Source organism: Pseudomonas sp. 18173 (genome assembly GCF_050432945.1).
Lineage (GTDB): Bacteria > Pseudomonadota > Gammaproteobacteria > Pseudomonadales > Pseudomonadaceae > Aquipseudomonas.
In genome coordinates this window covers 35,263-50,092 of sequence record NZ_JBKFTN010000024.1, presented here as the reverse complement: position 1 = coordinate 50,092, position 14,830 = coordinate 35,263, and the positions used below count along the sequence as shown (strand labels likewise).

Below are 14,830 nucleotides of genomic sequence, written 5' to 3'. Positions count from 1 at the left end.
GCCAGGAAATTCAACGGCCCGCGGCGACCACTCGCCGAACAGCGACTATGCTCATCGCACACATGGCGTTGAGCCTGGCTTCAACGCCGTCTGTTGCCATCTATCACAGGGAAAGTTCTGCCTATGAAACGCCACGCACTGACCAAAGCCATTACTCTCGCTACTTTGCTGTCGACCGCCAGTTTTGCCGCGGTTGCCGCCGATATCCCGTTGTCCGAAGTGGTGGTGGCTGACCAGGTCTCCACCAAAGTCGTTTCGGTTGATACAGCGAACCATTCCGTGGTCCTCAAAGGCCCGCAGGGTAACGAGTTCCCGGTGCAATTGACCGACAAGGCGAAAAACCTCGGCAACCTCAAGGCCGGCGATACCGTCGATATCAGGGTCACCAGCGCCATTGCGGCCTACCTCGACACCGATGTCGACAAAGGCCTGCCAGGCTCCGCCGAAGTCAGTGGCGAGGTGCGTGCAGCACCTGGTAGCGCCAGCCCGGCCGGTGAAGCTTACCGTCAGGTGAAAGTGCAACTTAAAATCACCCACATTGACCTGAAGAAAAACCAGGTAACGTTCGAAAACCCGGAAGGCAAGTCCAAGACGGTTGACGTCAAGCGGCCTGAAGTCCAGGCCAAACTCAAGGAGTTGAAAGTCGGGCAAAGCGTGAACGTGGTTTACACCGATATATTGACAGTGACCAGCAAGCACTAATATCGGCTCTATACGGGTTGATTGTTTTTATGCAGGATTTGTATAGGAATAATCAACTCGTATGGTCGAACTGGTGGGTTCGTAGTTCGATACTGGATAGTATTTGAATCGACATATTATTAAATATGATGTCGATAAATTTCATCTTTCGCGCACGGACATATTTAGCCACTTCTACTAAAATACTTTCCGTTCGCCCAGTGCGGGGCTCTTTACCAGTGCATGGATTGCCGAGGCCAGTGCACTGGGCGAACACTTTGATTGCTGCACTGAAAGTTTCGAATACAAAAAAACGGGCGACCTGCAGGTCACCCGTTTTTTTTGCCGGGTCCTGGCAGAATGACCCGGTTGTTTTCATGAAGTTGTAAGACGTCGTTCAGACATGTTTCTTATTGACTTGAACAACATCGGCCAACGCGGCGAAACACTGTTCGATCGAACGCTGCTGACTCTGGGCATACAGCCCCAGTTCATCGATCGTCGGCCGCCCCAGGGCCTTTTCGAACGCTTGCTGATTGGAGTGCACACCGTAGCGGGTCTGCGCCGCGTCCCCCAGGTTTGACTGGAAAATCCCCGCCGCGCTGACCGGCAGGAAATCTTCGTACACCAGCGGTTCAACCCGCAGGTAACCGCTGCCGAGCAGGTCTTCCAGTGCGGTGTTTGTCAGGTCGCCCGCCGCCAGGCCTTTTTCCGTCACGAAGTAGCGGAAGTAAGCCAGGCCCTGTTGGCGCATGCCTTCCCAGGTGTCGGGGAACTCGTTGAAATGTTGCGCCATCAGGGCGTTGTAGCGCGCGGCGTTGGCTTCGTTGGGGAAGTCCTTGAGTTCGTCCCGTGCGGCATTGAGCAGGCGGTCGTACAGTGCGCGGCCCTTGGGCGTGAGGGCGGCACCGCGCTGTTCGATCTCGCCGAAGCGGGCACTGTGGCTGCCGCGCGCCTCGTGTTGATCGGTGAAGGCAATCGGCTCGTCGAGGGCTTTGAAACTGGTCTGGCGCAGCAGGATCGGGCACTGACGGCGGGGCGGGCCTTCGATCACCGCCTTGGGGGTGATGCCATGGGCCGGCATTTGCGCCTGGACGATGTCGATGTCCAGGGTCCGAGGCGTCAGGTGGTTGATGTGCGGCCCCTTGAACGCCACCACGTCGGCGATCAGCCGATGCTGGGCGCTGAGCTGTTGATACTGCCCGGCGGTGACGGTGGCGCTGTGGTGCCAGCGAAAGGTTTCCAGGGCCTGCTCGACGAACGCCAGGGCTTGCGGCTCAGTCAGGCCGCCCCGGGATTCGGCGAGCTCGATAAGCTCCAGGGCCTTGGGGGTGAAGATCGAGCGCTGGTCGAGCATCGACTGGGCAAACGCTCGCAGCTCCAGGTCTTCGATCAACTCCAGGCGCAGCAGCGAGGTAAACACGCGGAACGGGCTGACCTGCAACGAGGCTTCGTGCACCGCGCGAAACGCTGTGGAATGCACCGGCACACCGGCCGGTGTCAGGTCGTAGTAACCCACCGGTTGCATGCCCATCACCGCGAACAGGCGGGCGAGGGTCGCCAGTTCATCGGCCGTACCGACACGAATGGCGCCATGGCGCTCCAGGTCCAGGCGCTCGATCTCGCCGGTGCTCGTGAGCTGCTGCAGGGTCTGCGGATCGCTTTGCAGCACGTGACGGTTGGTCTGTTCCACCAGTTCCATCAACGCGCCGTACAACGGCACTTCCTCGCGGTACATGTCGGACATCGCTTTGGAGAAGCGCTGGCGGATCAGGTCAGGGCTGACGAAATTCGGGTGGTTCATGAACAGGATTCCTGGCGCGGTGACGTAAAGGATGGACGAAAGATCGCAGCCTTCAGCGACGCCGACAAACGAAGTTTCTGACGAACTTCATTCTGCAAAGGACTGCAATAGGGCGTTCTCAATTAGTTTCCCTAGTGCAGTCGTTGATCCTGTGGGCTCTCCGAACGCAGCGATGCCAAAAATTCGCGATACAGGCGCGCAGAACCCGTGGGGGCTTCCACCATGGGCATGTGCCCGACGGCGTCCCAGATGTGCACGCGCAGATCGACGATGCCCTTGCTCCAGACCGCCACGCTGCTGACATCGATCAGCCGGTCCTTGCGCCCCCACAGCAACAGCGCCGGGGCGGTGATGTCGGGCAGGTGCGGTTCCATCGGCGGGCTGGCGCGAAAATCCCGGAAGATTTCTTCAAGCTCCTCGCGCGACTGTTCATAGCGCTGGGCGACGGCATCGAGCACCAGCTTCGGTACCCAGGGTGGCGAAGCCATGGTCATGGCGTAGAAACGCCGGAATTCTTCGCGCGAATGAATCAGGAACGGGTTGTGGCCCTTGGCCAAATGCCGCTCAAGGTCACTGGGTTCGGGTGAGGTGACCCCGGCCGGGTCGATCAGGGCCACGGACACGATGCGTTCCGGGTACGTGGCCGCGAGCCACGCCGCCATGTAGCCGCCCATGGAATTGCCGATGACATGCACCTTCTCGACCCCGCACACGTCCAGCAACTGGATCATGCGCTTGGCCTGCAGCGGGATGTCGTAGCCGCCACCGGCCTTGAAGCCGGTTTCGCCATGGCCGGCGATGTCCGGGATGATCACCCGGTGGCTGCCGACAAAGTGCCGGGCGAAACGCAGCCAGAGGTTCTTGTCGGCGCTGAAGCCATGGAGCATCAGCACATTGCTGGTGGCCTCGTACGGCCCGCCTTGCCAGGTCGAGACGGTCATCTCGGGGATGGGCACGACGATTTTGTGCAGCCGGTAAAGCTTGGCCTCGGCCGCCATGTTCAGGTCATAGAGCCAGTAGCCGATGGCCGGGTAGGTCAGCCAGCTCCAGGCGACGAATACTGCGAGAACGACGAACAACAAAAGCATCATGCGTCTCCCTTCTATCTGCTCAGGACAAAATGTGATCGGCGGGTTTCAGCGCTCGGGTCAAGCGATGAAAACTGAAGCTGAACCCCGGAAACATGGCAATCACATGACCGCTCTTGCTTTGGTACCAACTGTGGCAACCACCGGACTTCCACACGGTACGTTCCATTTCCCGGTGGATCATTTCAGTGTAGGTACGTTCCGCCTCATGGCGAACTTCGATGCTGCGTAAACCTTGAGTCTTCAAGGTGCGAATGCAGTCGAGGATGTAATTCATCTGGGATTCGATGATGAACAGCGCCGAGGTGTGGCCGATGCCGGTGTTCGGCCCGGTGACGATGAACAGGTTGGGAAAGTCGGGCAGGGCGGTGCCGAGGTAGGCCCGCGGGTATTGCGCCCAGACGTCCTTCAGGCGGGTACCGTTCTTGCCGGTTACCGGGTAGGAAATCACCCCGTCGGTGGCGTCGTAGCCGGTGGACCAGACGATCAGGTCGACGTCGATGTGTTGGCCATCGAGGGTCACGATGCCGGTTTCGTCGATGGACGCGATGCCTTGCTCGCGGCTGTGCAACGTCACGTTGCTGCGGGCCAGTGCCGGGTACAGCGTGCTGGACAGGATCACCCGTTTGCAGCCGATGGTGTAGTCCGGCGTCAGTTTGCGCCGCAGTTCGGTGTCTGCTACCTGGCGTTTGAGAAAACCCAGGGCCTGGCGCTGGACCATGTGTACGGCTGGCTTCGAATATTTGAAGGCAATCACCCGGGTTTCGAATTGCCAGTAGATCGCCCAGCGCAGCAGCTTGTAGGCGGGCTTGAACCCCAGCAGCCAGCGCTGCAAGCGGCCGAAGCTGCGGTCGGCCCTGGGCAGCACCCAGTGAGGCGTGCGCTGGAACACATGCAAGTGCCTGACGTGCGGGGCAATGGCCGGAATGACCTGGGCCGCACTGGCGCCGCTGCCGACGATGGCCACGCGTTTTTGCCGGTAGTCGTAGGTGTGATCCCAGTTGTTGGTGTGGAAAGTCTTGCCCTCGAAGCGCTCCTGTCCGTCGAAATGCGGCACCACCGGTTGGCTCAGCGGTCCCGTCGCGTTGATCAGGAACTGCGCGCAAAACGTGCCTTTGCCGGCGGTGTGCACCGTCCAGCGCCGGTTGGTGTCGTCCCATTCGATGCGCTCGACATTGGCGTCCAGCTCCACCTTGTCCCGCAAGCCGAAGTGTTCCACCACATGGCGGGTGTAGCGATGCAGTTCCGCCTGTTCGGCGAACATCTGCGTCCAGCGATACGGGGCGAAAGACAAGGAGTACAGCGGCGAGGGCACATCGACGGCTGCGCCGGGGTAGGTGTTCTGGCACCAGGTGCCACCGAAGAAATCCCGTCGTTCCAGCAGGCGGAAGTCGTCGATGCCGGCCTTGAGCAGATTGATTGCTGCACATTGGCCGCCAAACCCGCTGCCGATGATCAATACTTGAAAGGTCTGCATGGGCCTCCTCTTATGGTCATCGATCAACCCCTTCTTTCATGTATAGCCGTTTCTGGAGACGAGGCTTTTGCTTTTACAGGCGCGTGATGCCGTGATATCAGCCCGCCAGCCGGTGATGGCTATTTAATCTCGCCCTGATAGACTCCAGCGCAGAGGCACAGGCTGTTATCGCATTCCGTCGAGTGGTACAGAGGCCCTATGGCAAAAACGGGAGGAAAGGGATTTTCATTGGCCAGGAGGCTCTATACATCGCGAATCCTGGGGTTGGCCCTGGGATTGGTGTGCGTGAGCGCGGCGATGTATCCACTCGATCCGGCGCCTTGGGTCTGGGGTTTCATGTGGTTCAACGGCCTGCTCTGGCCGCACCTGGCGTACCAATGGGCGCGTCGGGCCAGGGCGCCCTATCATGCCGAACACCGCAATCTGCTGATCGATGCCTTTCTCGGCGGCTTCTGGATTGCAGCGATGCAGTTCAATCCACTGCCCAGCGCGACCACCATTTCCATGATGGCCATGAACAACGTGGCCATCGGCGGCATGCGCTTCCTGCTGGCCGGGACGGCCGCACAAGTGCTGGGCATCGGTGTCGGTCTGCAGATTTTCGCCCCGGCGTTCATTCCAGCCACCAGTCCGATGCAGCTCTATGCCTGCTTGCCGTTACTGTGCCTGTATCCGCTGGCGCTGGGCTGGATCTGCTTTCGCCAGGCCCATACCCTTGGCCGTCAGAAACGTGAGCTGCTGGCACTGAGCCGCACCGACAGCCTGACGGGCCTGCTCAACCATGGCACCTGGAAGGACCAGCTGGAGGTCGAGTTCCAGCGTTGCAAACGCCAGCAGAAAGGCGGGGCGATCGCCCTGATCGACATCGACCATTTCAAGGCCATCAACGACACCTATGGCCATGTTGCCGGTGACATCGTCTTGCGCCAGTTGAGCAAAATGCTCAAGCAGAACCTGCGGGCGACCGATGTGGCCGGGCGCTACGGCGGTGACGAGTTCTGCGTGATCCTTCCGGACTTTCCCCTGAGCCGCGCCGCCGCCGTCATGGATGCCCTGCGTGATCGCTTCGCCACCCTGGGGTACGAGCAGAACCCGGCGCTGAAAGTCAGCCTGAGCATTGGCCTGGCCTCATTCAACCCGGCCCATGCCGACGCGACGCTTTGGCTCAACGACGCCGATCATGCGCTGTACGAAGCCAAGACCACCGGGCGGAATCGGGTGATCTGTTGCGGCGGCGGAAAGCCCCATCGCGAACTGCTCGACTCGGCATGACTGTCCATTGCATGACCTGCGGGAGCGAGCCTGCTCCGGGCGGCGATCCGACGAAGACGGTGTGTCAGGCGGAATCAGTGTTGGCTTTGACGGCCCCTTCGCGGGCAAGCCCGCTCCCACAGGAATCTGGAGTGAATACAAGCTTTGTGTTCAACAAAATACACTGTGGGAGCGGGCTTGCTCGCGAAGGCGGCGTATCGGTTTAAAGCGTCATTCCTTCACGCTCATGAACTCTTCCGCGTAGCGGATGTACTCTTCCGGTTGCGTGTAGGTGTGCGTCAGCTCGGTGGCACTCAGGTCCGATGTCTGGGTGAGGATCTGGCGTTGCTCGCGCAGGCTGTCGTAGGTCGCCTTGATCGCGGCGAAGTACGCGCCATGCCCGTCGATGGTCACGCGCACACCCAGTTCGGCCAGGCGCTTGTCATCGCGTAGCAGCGGGTTGCCGTAGGTCACCAGCATCAGCGGCACGCTCAGGTGCTCGGCGATCTGCTCCAGATGGTCGAAGTCCTTGACGCCCACCATGCAGATGCCGTCGGCCCCGGCGTCCTGATATTGCCGGGTGCGGCTGATGATTTCCTGCACCGGCAGAATGCCGGCGTGGGTGCGGGCGATGATCGCCATTTCCCTGTCGCAGCGGGCTTCCAGTGCCGCGCGGATCTTGCCGACGCCTTCGGCGACCGTGATCAGGTCGGTGGACTTGCGGCCGAACTGCGCGGGCAACAGGGTGTCTTCGATGGTCAGCGCGGCGACGCCGGCACGTTCGAGTTCGACGATGGTGCGCATGACGTTGAGCGCGTTGCCGTAGCCGTGGTCGGCGTCGGCAATCACCGGCAGCTGGGCGACACGGCCGATACGGGTGGCCTGTTCGGCGAACTCGCTGAGGGTGATCAGGGCAAAGTCAGGGGCGCCCAGCACCTGCAACGAGGCGACCGAACCACCGAGGATCCCGACTTCGAAGCCAAGGTCGGCGGCGATACGGGCCGACATCGGGTCGAACACCGAGGCGGTGTGGTAGCAGGTGTCGGAGGCGAGCAATTGGCGAAAATTGCGGCGCAAATCTTGATGGGAGAGCCTGGACATATGAGTTCCACCAATGGAATGGAAGGGCTTGAGCAAAAGTGTCAACGCCGAAGAGATAAAAGGCTATCACGCGCACCGGGGGACAATGATGACGAATTTGCTGGGTTGGGCAGATTGACTTCGCAACGATGGACCTGATAGATCACGCCGCCTCGGTCTGTTGCCGCAGGTCAAGCAACGGCACGGCGCGCACCGAGTCACCGGGTTGCAGCTGCAAGCGCTTGGCGGTCAGGCGATCGACCACCAGGCTGTTGCCCACCTGTCGGGCCGGGGCACAGGTAATGCGGCAGTTTTCCAGGCGACGATTGTGGATCAGCCAGGTGGGCGCTTTTTCGTCCGGCGAGCCGATGACCAGGGACAGTGGATGGCTGTCACGCACGGTGCGGATCTCGGAAACCGGGGCTTCAATGACCGGTCCGCCGTCGAAGATATCGATATGGCCCTTGTGGGCAAATCCTTCGGCGCTGAGGATCTTCAGCGCCGGCCCGGTATTGGGGTGGGCCTTGCCGATCACCGCCTGGGCCTGTTCGGTGAGCAGGCAGGTGTACAGCGGCTGGCGCGGCATCAGTTCGGCGATGAACGATTTGTTGCCCAGCCCGGACAAGTGATCGGCATGGCTGAAATCCATCTTGAAAAAGTGTCGGCCCAGGCTGTCCCAAAACGGTGAGCCGCCTCGTTCGTCAGCACTTCCGCGTAATTCGGCGATGAGCCGGTTGCCGAACAACTGCGTAAACTCGGCCACAAACAGCAAACGCCCGAGCGACAGCAAACGGCCGTTGCTTCCCTGGCGCTGATCGGGGCGCAGGTACAACGAGCAGACCTCCGATTGCCCGGTCAATTCATTGTTCAGGAACAGGGTCGGGATCTGGCGCTGGATACCCAGGTCCGCGCAAGCACTGACCGTCAGCCCGACCCGGTAGTTGTACCAGGGCTCGCGCAGGCCGACGCCACCCTTCAGGGCGCTGACGCCCACCACTTGCTGCTCGTCGTCCTCGAGCACGAACAGATAATCGGCGTCGGCCCGATCAACCTGCCCGGCGAAAGTGCGTTGGGCCCAGCGGACCCGATAGGCCAGGCGCTCTTCGTCGGCCGGCAGGCTGGTGAGCCCCGGAACCGCCTGACGCACCAGTGCAAGCACGGCGGGCAGGTCGGTGATCTGGACCGGACGGACAATCATGCGGCTGTTCCTTGTTCGCGTGTGCTCGGGCGATGGCATTGACCCTGGTGGGTGTTCACAGGGCGATCAGCCTGATCGGGCTGCCCTCGGTCACCTTCAGCGCGCTGCACATGGCAGCATCCAGCGTGACGGGTTGCCCGGTGGTGTAATCAAGATCGGCGACGATGGCCCGATAATCCTTGAGGGATTCGTTGCTCACCAGAAAGCGGCCCCGGGCATCGATCACCGGGCCAGGCCGCGTGATACCGCACTGGCTATGGACGATGGAGCGAATGCCTGACGTGCGCGCAAACAGTGTGGGGCCGCCATCGAACAGATCGATGTAGCTGTTGGTTTCGAAACCTTCACGCTGGAGGATATCGAAGGCCTCCTGGCCATCGGGATGGATGCTGCCGATGCAGTCCTGCGCCGCCTGGGGCAGCATGGGCACGTAGATCGGATAGTGCGGCATCAGTTCGGCAAGAAAGGTGCGGCTCTGCAGGCCGCAAAGCCGTTCGGCCTCGACGTAGGGCAAGTCGAAGAAATGCTTGCCCACGGCATCCCAAAATGGCGAGTGGCCGTCATCGCTGCTGTAGCCGACGATCTCGGTGATCACCGTATCGGAAAAACGTCGGGCGTGGGCCGCGATGAACAACAGGCGCGCCCGCGACAGCAGTTCGGAATGCGCGGTGCGTACCTGTGCGGCATCGATATGGAAGCCGCGCAGCAAGGTGTGGCCGCTGAGGTCGTGACACAGCGACAGGGCCGGTACGCCGTGCTCGATGTTCAGCTCCCTCGAGGCACTGGTGAAGTGCCGGTTGCGCAGGCTGTAGAACGGCTCGCTGTACCCCGCGGTGGCGAGGATTTCCGAGCAGCCGACCAGGTGCTGCGTGGTCAGGTCTTCGAGGACAAAAAAATAGTTTTCCGGGCCATGGCTCTCTATGGCCTTTTCGAACGAGGCACAGGAATCAAGGATTTTTCCGCGCAGCCGTGCGCTGTCGTCGGGCAGGGATGTGACGCCCACAAGGCTTTCACGAGCCAGCTTCTGCAACCGGGGCAGGTCGGCTAACTCGACTGGACGCAAGACCAGCATGGAGACACTCCTGTATCAAACGATTCGGCGGTTGAGCCGAACCTGACTATCACTGTCGGTTTTTCCACACGTTAAGCCGGTGGTCGTCTGAGGGTTGTCAGGCGCCACTGTTTTTCTTGTCAGGTGTTGCTGGAGAAGGACCGCATTAAACGAGGATCGTGCGACTCAGCCGGATAGATACCTGGCCGGGCGCGTTGATCGGGTGTTCGGGAAAGGGCATCCGGGCTCCTGCTGGATGAGTTTGGTTCATGTTTTAACAGTCCGTTGAAAGGAGTATTTAATTATCGCGTACTGCCTGTCTAGTTAATTTTCGCAGGGCCTGGCCGTGCCCGAAAATGGGGCGAAATGCCTGTACCAAGGGGCTACGCCGATCTCGTAAAGTCTTGTAGGTGATTGCCTGAGTTGCGGTCAGCCATTACAGAAAGCCTGGCAGGAAATGACTGTAGGAATCCCTTTCATGCAGGGGGAATTAAACACCCCCAGGGCCTGCTTTCTTGCGGCACAATTGCGCCATGGCGCTCAGCCGAGGCCTTTGTTCCTTTCCATCCCTGGAGTGATTGCCGGTGCAGGCAACCCGTTTAACCCTGATTTGCCACGCTCGAACCGTTGCTCAGAAATTGGCGCGTTTTCCATTGGACGAGCCTCTGGAGATGGATTGGCAAGCGCTCAGGCTTTCCCGTTGCAATCAATTCAAGGGCGCGCTGCACCTTGTCTGCGGCCCGGAATTGCGCACCCGGCAAACCGCTGAACTGTTTGGCAGTGCGCCGCAGATTGTCGACGCGTTGAAGGACTGCGATTTCGGGCGCTGGGCTGGCAAGCGCATCGGCGACCTGCAAAAAACCGACCCCGAGGCGCTCCAGCATTGGCTGGGGGATCCGGCTTCGGCACCTCACGGCGGCGAGTCGCTGCTGCAACTGGACGAGCGGGTGGGGGCGTGGTTGACAGCGTTGCAGTCGACGCCAGGGCACATCGTTGCCATTACCCATCCCTTTGTCATCCGCGCCGCGCTGACGCAGGTGTTGCAGGGGGGATCGTCCGGCCTGATCGACGTCGACCCCCTGTCGGCGCTCGAGTTGAGGTTCCATGGCCGCTGGCGGCTACGCTTGCCGGGCACCGATGCCGAGGACCTGCCGTGATGAAAAAACTCCTGGTCATCGGTATCGGTGCCGGCAATCCCGACTACATCACGATGCAAGCGGTGAAAGCGCTGAACCGGGTCGATGTTTTTTTCCTCATGGACAAGGGCCGGGGCAAAGGCAAACTCATCGATCTGCGGCGCGAAATCTGCGAACGCTACATCACCGACCCCGCTTACCGTTTTGTCGAAGCCCACAGCCCTGAGCGCGAGCGCGGAGAGCTGGACTACAAGACCAGTGTCGACGACGTGAACCAGGCCAGGCAGCAGACCTTCGAACGGCTGATCAATGAAGAGCTGTCCGACGGCCAGTGTGGCGGTTTTCTGGTGTGGGGCGACCCGGCGTTGTACGACAGCACCATTCGCATCCTGCAGGCCATCCAGGCTTCAGGTGCCTGCACGTTCGAGTTCGAGGTGATCCCCGGCATTACCAGCGTCCAGGCGTTGGCGGCACAACACAAGGTGCCGCTGAACCAGATTGGCCGCTGCGTTGAAATCACCACCGGCCGGCGCCTGGCGGCAGGGCAGGTGAGCGATGCCGACAGCCTGGTGGTGATGCTCGATGCTCAGGATGCCTACCGTCAGGTGGTGGATCAGGACACCGAGATTTACTGGGGGGCGTATCTGGGGACGCCGGATGAAATCCTGATCAGCGGCAAGCTCAAGGACGTGGCGGATGAAATCGAGCGGGTGCGCAAGGCGGCGCGGCTGGCCAATGGCTGGATCATGGATACTTATTTGCTGAGAAAACCCTGAGCGGTAAGGTGGCCGGGCTGACCTCTTCGCGAGCAGGCTCGCTCCCACAAGGATTGCGCGAACCCTGTGGGAGCGGGCTTGCCCGCGAAGAGGGCCTCGAGAACACCTCAAGAAACAGCATTGCCCCCACGCCCAAACCGCTCCCGATACACCGACGGCGGCACGCCAACCACTGTGCGAAACGCCACCCGGAAACTTTCCACCGAGCGATAACCACAACGTTCGGAAATCTGCTCGGTGTTCTGGTCACTGCTTTCCAGCAGTTCGCGGGCGCGGCCCAGACGTTCGTGCTGCAACCAGGTTTTCGGTGACTGCCCACTGGCTTCGGTGAAGCGGCGCAGGAACGTGCGTTCGCTCATAGCGGCTTTGCTGGCCAGGTCTCGCACTTCCAGCGGTTCGTGCAAACGCTCACGTGCCCACTGCATGACGCGGGAAAGATCGCTGCGCGGTGTGGGACTGACAGGCGTTGGAATGAATTGCGCCTGGCCGCCGCTGCGTTGCGGCGACATGACCAGGCGCCGGGCCACGCAATTGGCCACCTGCGTGCCGAAGTCCCGTGCCACCAGATGCAGGCAGGCATCGATGCCTGCCGCGCTGCCGGCGGAGGTGATCACCTGGCCGGAATCGACATACAGCACGTCCGGGTCCACCAGGATGCCGGGATACCGCTCGGCCAGCTCCGAGGCATAGCGCCAGTGCGTGGTCGCGCCGCGCCCGTCGAGCAACCCGGTGGCGGCGAGAACGAAAACACCGGAGCAGATCGACAGCAACCGCCCCCCCCGCGCATGGGCCTGGCGCAGGGCGGCGATCAACGGCGCGGGGGGCGCGGCGCTGCGGTCGCGCCAGCCGGGAATGATGACGGTGCGGGCATTGGCGAGCAATTCCATGCCGCCATCGGCCAGGATCTGGATGCCGCCCATGGCACGCATCGGGCCTTGATCGACAGCGACTATACAATGTTCGTACCACGGAAAATCGAATTCGGGTCGTGGCAGGCCAAAGATCTCCACGGCAATGCCGAACTCGAAGGTGCAGAGTCCGTCGTAGGCCAGTATCGCGACTGTTCCTGGGGTGGGCTGCATTTGGCGGAAAGTTCCCGGTGGGTGTCCTGTACGCCACTGTAGCCGCAAGTGACGGGCGGATAAAGTCTTCCCACACCCACCGCTACTTTGGAGTACAGCCCATGACCAGCCTGGTTCGTGACATTCCCGCGGCCCCATCGGCCATCGCCCTGATGCACTTCAGCAACCGTCTGACGTTCGAAACCGATTGTTCCGACGTCTACGCCAGCCAGCAGGGCGGTGAAGTCGATTTCGTTCTGGTGGATGTTCGTGGCCCGCTGGCGTTCGAACGCGGGCATGTGCCGGGAGCGATCAACATGCCGGGGCGCTTGCTGAGCGCCGAAGGCCTGGCCCGTTATCCGAAAAACAGCCTGTTTGTGGTCTATTGCGCCGGGCCTCATTGCAACGGTGCCAACAAGGCTGCGGTGAAACTGGCGGCCCTGGGTTATCCGGTCAAGGAAATGATCGGTGGCGTGACCGGATGGCTGGATGAAGGGTTTGAGTTGAGTGTCGGGGTGCCCCTGCCCGCGAATGCCGCGATCGGTTGTGAATGCTGATCTTCAATCGCCATTGATCAGTGTGGCTTGGAGGCCGCCCACCACTCATCCAGTGTTGCCTGCAACCACGTAAACACGTCGGCGTAGGCAGCACCGTCCTGCGGTCCTCTGGGCAACGGCGACTCATCGCCAAAGTGCGCATTGAGCACGGCCACCGACTCGGCGTTCCACTCCGGATGAAACTGCAACCCCAGCCGCGTCGGCCCGGCGCGGTACATCTGTTGTTCGCATTGCGCGCTGCTGGCCAGCAGTTGCGCGGCAGGCGGGAGGTCGATGGCATCTTCGTGCCACTCCAGTACTTTCAGTCTTTGCCCATCGATGAAGTTCACGGTGGTCCATCCGGTTTCGCTGCGTGCCATCCGCCGTACATTCCCGCCCAGGCTCAACGCCAGCAACTGAGCCCCCAGGCAAATGGCGAACACGGCCCCACCCAGGTCCAGACTGCCTTTGAGCCATTGCCGTTCGGCCTCCAGCCAGGCCGGGCCGGCATTGGATTCATAAGGCCCGCCCAACAGGATCAGCGGATCGGCGCTGACGGGCGGCAACTCACCGAGGTCGGCGCGAAACACCTTCAGCGCCAGCCCTCGGGACTCGGCCCAAAGGGCGATGGCACCCGGACCTTCGGCGGGGTGATGCTGGATCAGGTTCAACGTGGGCATTGCGCTACTCTCGATGGGACGCAAAGAGGGCAATTTTGCATCGTCATTGCGCGTTCACCTCATGGCTTCCCTCTTGGTGCCACTTTTCTATAAATATTTGTCGCCTCGGCGTAATTTACCCACCTGTAGCCGCTCTAGACTGCCGGCCACTTCGGTTCCCGCCCACAAAGCGATGGCCGAACGCTGCCAATCGAAGCTGCCAATAAAAGCCTCCGCACACAGGAGTTATAAATGAAGAAGCTAGTGATGTTCGGTGCCCTGGCACTGTCGATGTTGTCCCTGACCGCCGTGGCTGAAGACGCCAAGCCGATCCGCATCGGCATCGAAGCCGGCTACCCGCCATTCTCGATGAAAACCCCTGACGGCAAGCTCACCGGTTTCGACGTGGACATCGGCGATGCCCTGTGCGAGCAGATGAAAGTCAAATGCACCTGGGTCGAGCAAGAGTTCGACGGCCTGATCCCTGCGCTGAAGGTCAAGAAAATCGACGCCATCCTGTCGTCCATGACCATCACTGACGACCGCAAGAAGAACGTCGATTTCACCATCAAGTACTACCACACCCCGGCGCGCTTCGTGATGAAGGAAGGCACCGATATCAAGGACCCGCTGACCGAACTCAAGGGCAAGAAAGTCGGTGTGCTGCGCGCCAGTACCCACGACCGCTTCGCCACGGAAGTGCTGGTGCCTGCCGGCATCGACCTGGTGCGTTACGGCTCGCAACAGGAAGCCAACCTGGACATGGTCTCCGGCCGCATCGACGCGCTGCTGGCCGACTCGGTCAACCTGGACGACGGTTTCCTGAAAACCGACGCCGGCAAGGGTTTTGCTTTCGTCGGCCCTGAGTACAACGATCCGAAGTACTTCGGTGGCGGCGCCGGCATTGCGGTGCGCAAGGGCGACAAGGAGCTGGCGGAAAAATTCAACACCGCTATCACCGAAGTCCGTGCCAATGGCAAGTACAAGCAAGTGCAGGACAAGTACTTCAAGTTTGACGTTTACGGCGAGTAA

The 14,830-nt window shown here is 60.9% G+C and carries 14 protein-coding genes; 6 read left to right on the top strand and 8 right to left on the bottom strand.

The features are described 5' to 3' along the window. Positions 1 to 123: 123 nt before the first annotated feature. Positions 124 to 702 (top strand): hypothetical protein, encoded by a 579-nt coding sequence (locus ACLD1X_RS23620; RefSeq protein WP_429371780.1) that lies wholly within the window; start codon positions 124 to 126, stop codon positions 700 to 702. A 376-nt stretch (positions 703 to 1,078) separates the two neighbouring features. Here ACLD1X_RS23620 and hglS read toward each other — a convergent pair whose 3' ends face one another. The 3 genes from hglS to ACLD1X_RS23605 form a co-directional block, all read right to left on the bottom strand. Next, complete coding sequence (gene hglS / locus ACLD1X_RS23615) at positions 1,079 to 2,485, bottom strand: 2-oxoadipate dioxygenase/decarboxylase HglS (protein WP_429371778.1); 1,407 nt, start codon at positions 2,483 to 2,485, stop codon at positions 1,079 to 1,081. A gap of 131 nt (positions 2,486 to 2,616) precedes the next feature. Further along, on the bottom strand, positions 2,617 to 3,573 hold the full coding sequence (locus tag ACLD1X_RS23610; protein WP_429371861.1) for an alpha/beta fold hydrolase: 957 nt from the start codon (positions 3,571 to 3,573) through the stop codon (positions 2,617 to 2,619). Positions 3,574 to 3,595: 22 nt separating this feature from the next. Beyond that, entirely contained in the window at positions 3,596 to 5,050 is a 1,455-nt protein-coding gene (locus tag ACLD1X_RS23605) for a flavin-containing monooxygenase (RefSeq protein WP_429371776.1), read from the bottom strand. Positions 5,051 to 5,248: 198 nt separating this feature from the next. Here ACLD1X_RS23605 and ACLD1X_RS23600 point away from each other — a divergent pair, with 198 nt between their 5' ends. Beyond that, positions 5,249 to 6,322 (top strand): diguanylate cyclase, encoded by a 1,074-nt coding sequence (locus ACLD1X_RS23600; RefSeq protein ID WP_429371774.1) that lies wholly within the window; start codon positions 5,249 to 5,251, stop codon positions 6,320 to 6,322. A 210-nt stretch (positions 6,323 to 6,532) separates the two neighbouring features. Here the strand turns inward: ACLD1X_RS23600 and ACLD1X_RS23595 are convergent, their stop codons facing one another. From ACLD1X_RS23595 to ACLD1X_RS23585, 3 genes are all read right to left on the bottom strand, one after another. After that, the gene (locus tag ACLD1X_RS23595) at positions 6,533 to 7,402 is read right to left on the bottom strand and encodes an isocitrate lyase/PEP mutase family protein (RefSeq protein ID WP_429371772.1); all 870 of its coding nucleotides are present in this window, start codon (positions 7,400 to 7,402) and stop codon (positions 6,533 to 6,535) included. A 142-nt stretch (positions 7,403 to 7,544) separates the two neighbouring features. Beyond that, positions 7,545 to 8,579, bottom strand: a complete 1,035-nt coding sequence (astA, locus tag ACLD1X_RS23590) for an arginine N-succinyltransferase (protein WP_429371770.1) — start codon at positions 8,577 to 8,579, stop codon at positions 7,545 to 7,547. Positions 8,580 to 8,634: 55 nt separating this feature from the next. After that, positions 8,635 to 9,651 (bottom strand): arginine N-succinyltransferase, encoded by a 1,017-nt coding sequence (locus ACLD1X_RS23585; RefSeq protein WP_429371768.1) that lies wholly within the window; start codon positions 9,649 to 9,651, stop codon positions 8,635 to 8,637. A 563-nt stretch (positions 9,652 to 10,214) separates the two neighbouring features. Between ACLD1X_RS23585 and ACLD1X_RS23580 the strand changes: the two genes are divergently transcribed. Beyond that, positions 10,215 to 10,787, top strand: a complete 573-nt coding sequence (locus tag ACLD1X_RS23580; protein ID WP_429371766.1) for a histidine phosphatase family protein — start codon at positions 10,215 to 10,217, stop codon at positions 10,785 to 10,787. Further along, positions 10,787 to 11,542, top strand: coding sequence for a precorrin-6A synthase (deacetylating) (cobF, locus tag ACLD1X_RS23575; protein WP_429371764.1), 756 nt, complete (start codon positions 10,787 to 10,789; stop codon positions 11,540 to 11,542). The genes ACLD1X_RS23580 and cobF overlap by 1 nt, the downstream gene beginning before the upstream one ends. A gap of 107 nt (positions 11,543 to 11,649) precedes the next feature. On the opposite strand, the gene ftrA is transcribed toward cobF, so the two are convergent. Further along, positions 11,650 to 12,624: a transcriptional regulator FtrA gene (gene ftrA, locus ACLD1X_RS23570; protein WP_429371762.1), complete on the bottom strand. Its 975-nt coding sequence runs from the start codon at positions 12,622 to 12,624 to the stop codon at positions 11,650 to 11,652. Between the two features lie 101 nt (positions 12,625 to 12,725). Here ftrA and ACLD1X_RS23565 point away from each other — a divergent pair, with 101 nt between their 5' ends. After that, positions 12,726 to 13,160, top strand: a complete 435-nt coding sequence (locus ACLD1X_RS23565) for a rhodanese-like domain-containing protein (protein WP_429371760.1) — start codon at positions 12,726 to 12,728, stop codon at positions 13,158 to 13,160. A 17-nt stretch (positions 13,161 to 13,177) separates the two neighbouring features. Here the strand turns inward: ACLD1X_RS23565 and ACLD1X_RS23560 are convergent, their stop codons facing one another. Then, positions 13,178 to 13,819, bottom strand: coding sequence for a type 1 glutamine amidotransferase (locus tag ACLD1X_RS23560; protein WP_429371758.1), 642 nt, complete (start codon positions 13,817 to 13,819; stop codon positions 13,178 to 13,180). A 231-nt stretch (positions 13,820 to 14,050) separates the two neighbouring features. On the opposite strand from ACLD1X_RS23560, the gene ACLD1X_RS23555 reads away from it, so the two are divergent. Beyond that, positions 14,051 to 14,830, top strand: coding sequence for an ABC transporter substrate-binding protein (locus tag ACLD1X_RS23555; protein WP_429371756.1), 780 nt, complete (start codon positions 14,051 to 14,053; stop codon positions 14,828 to 14,830).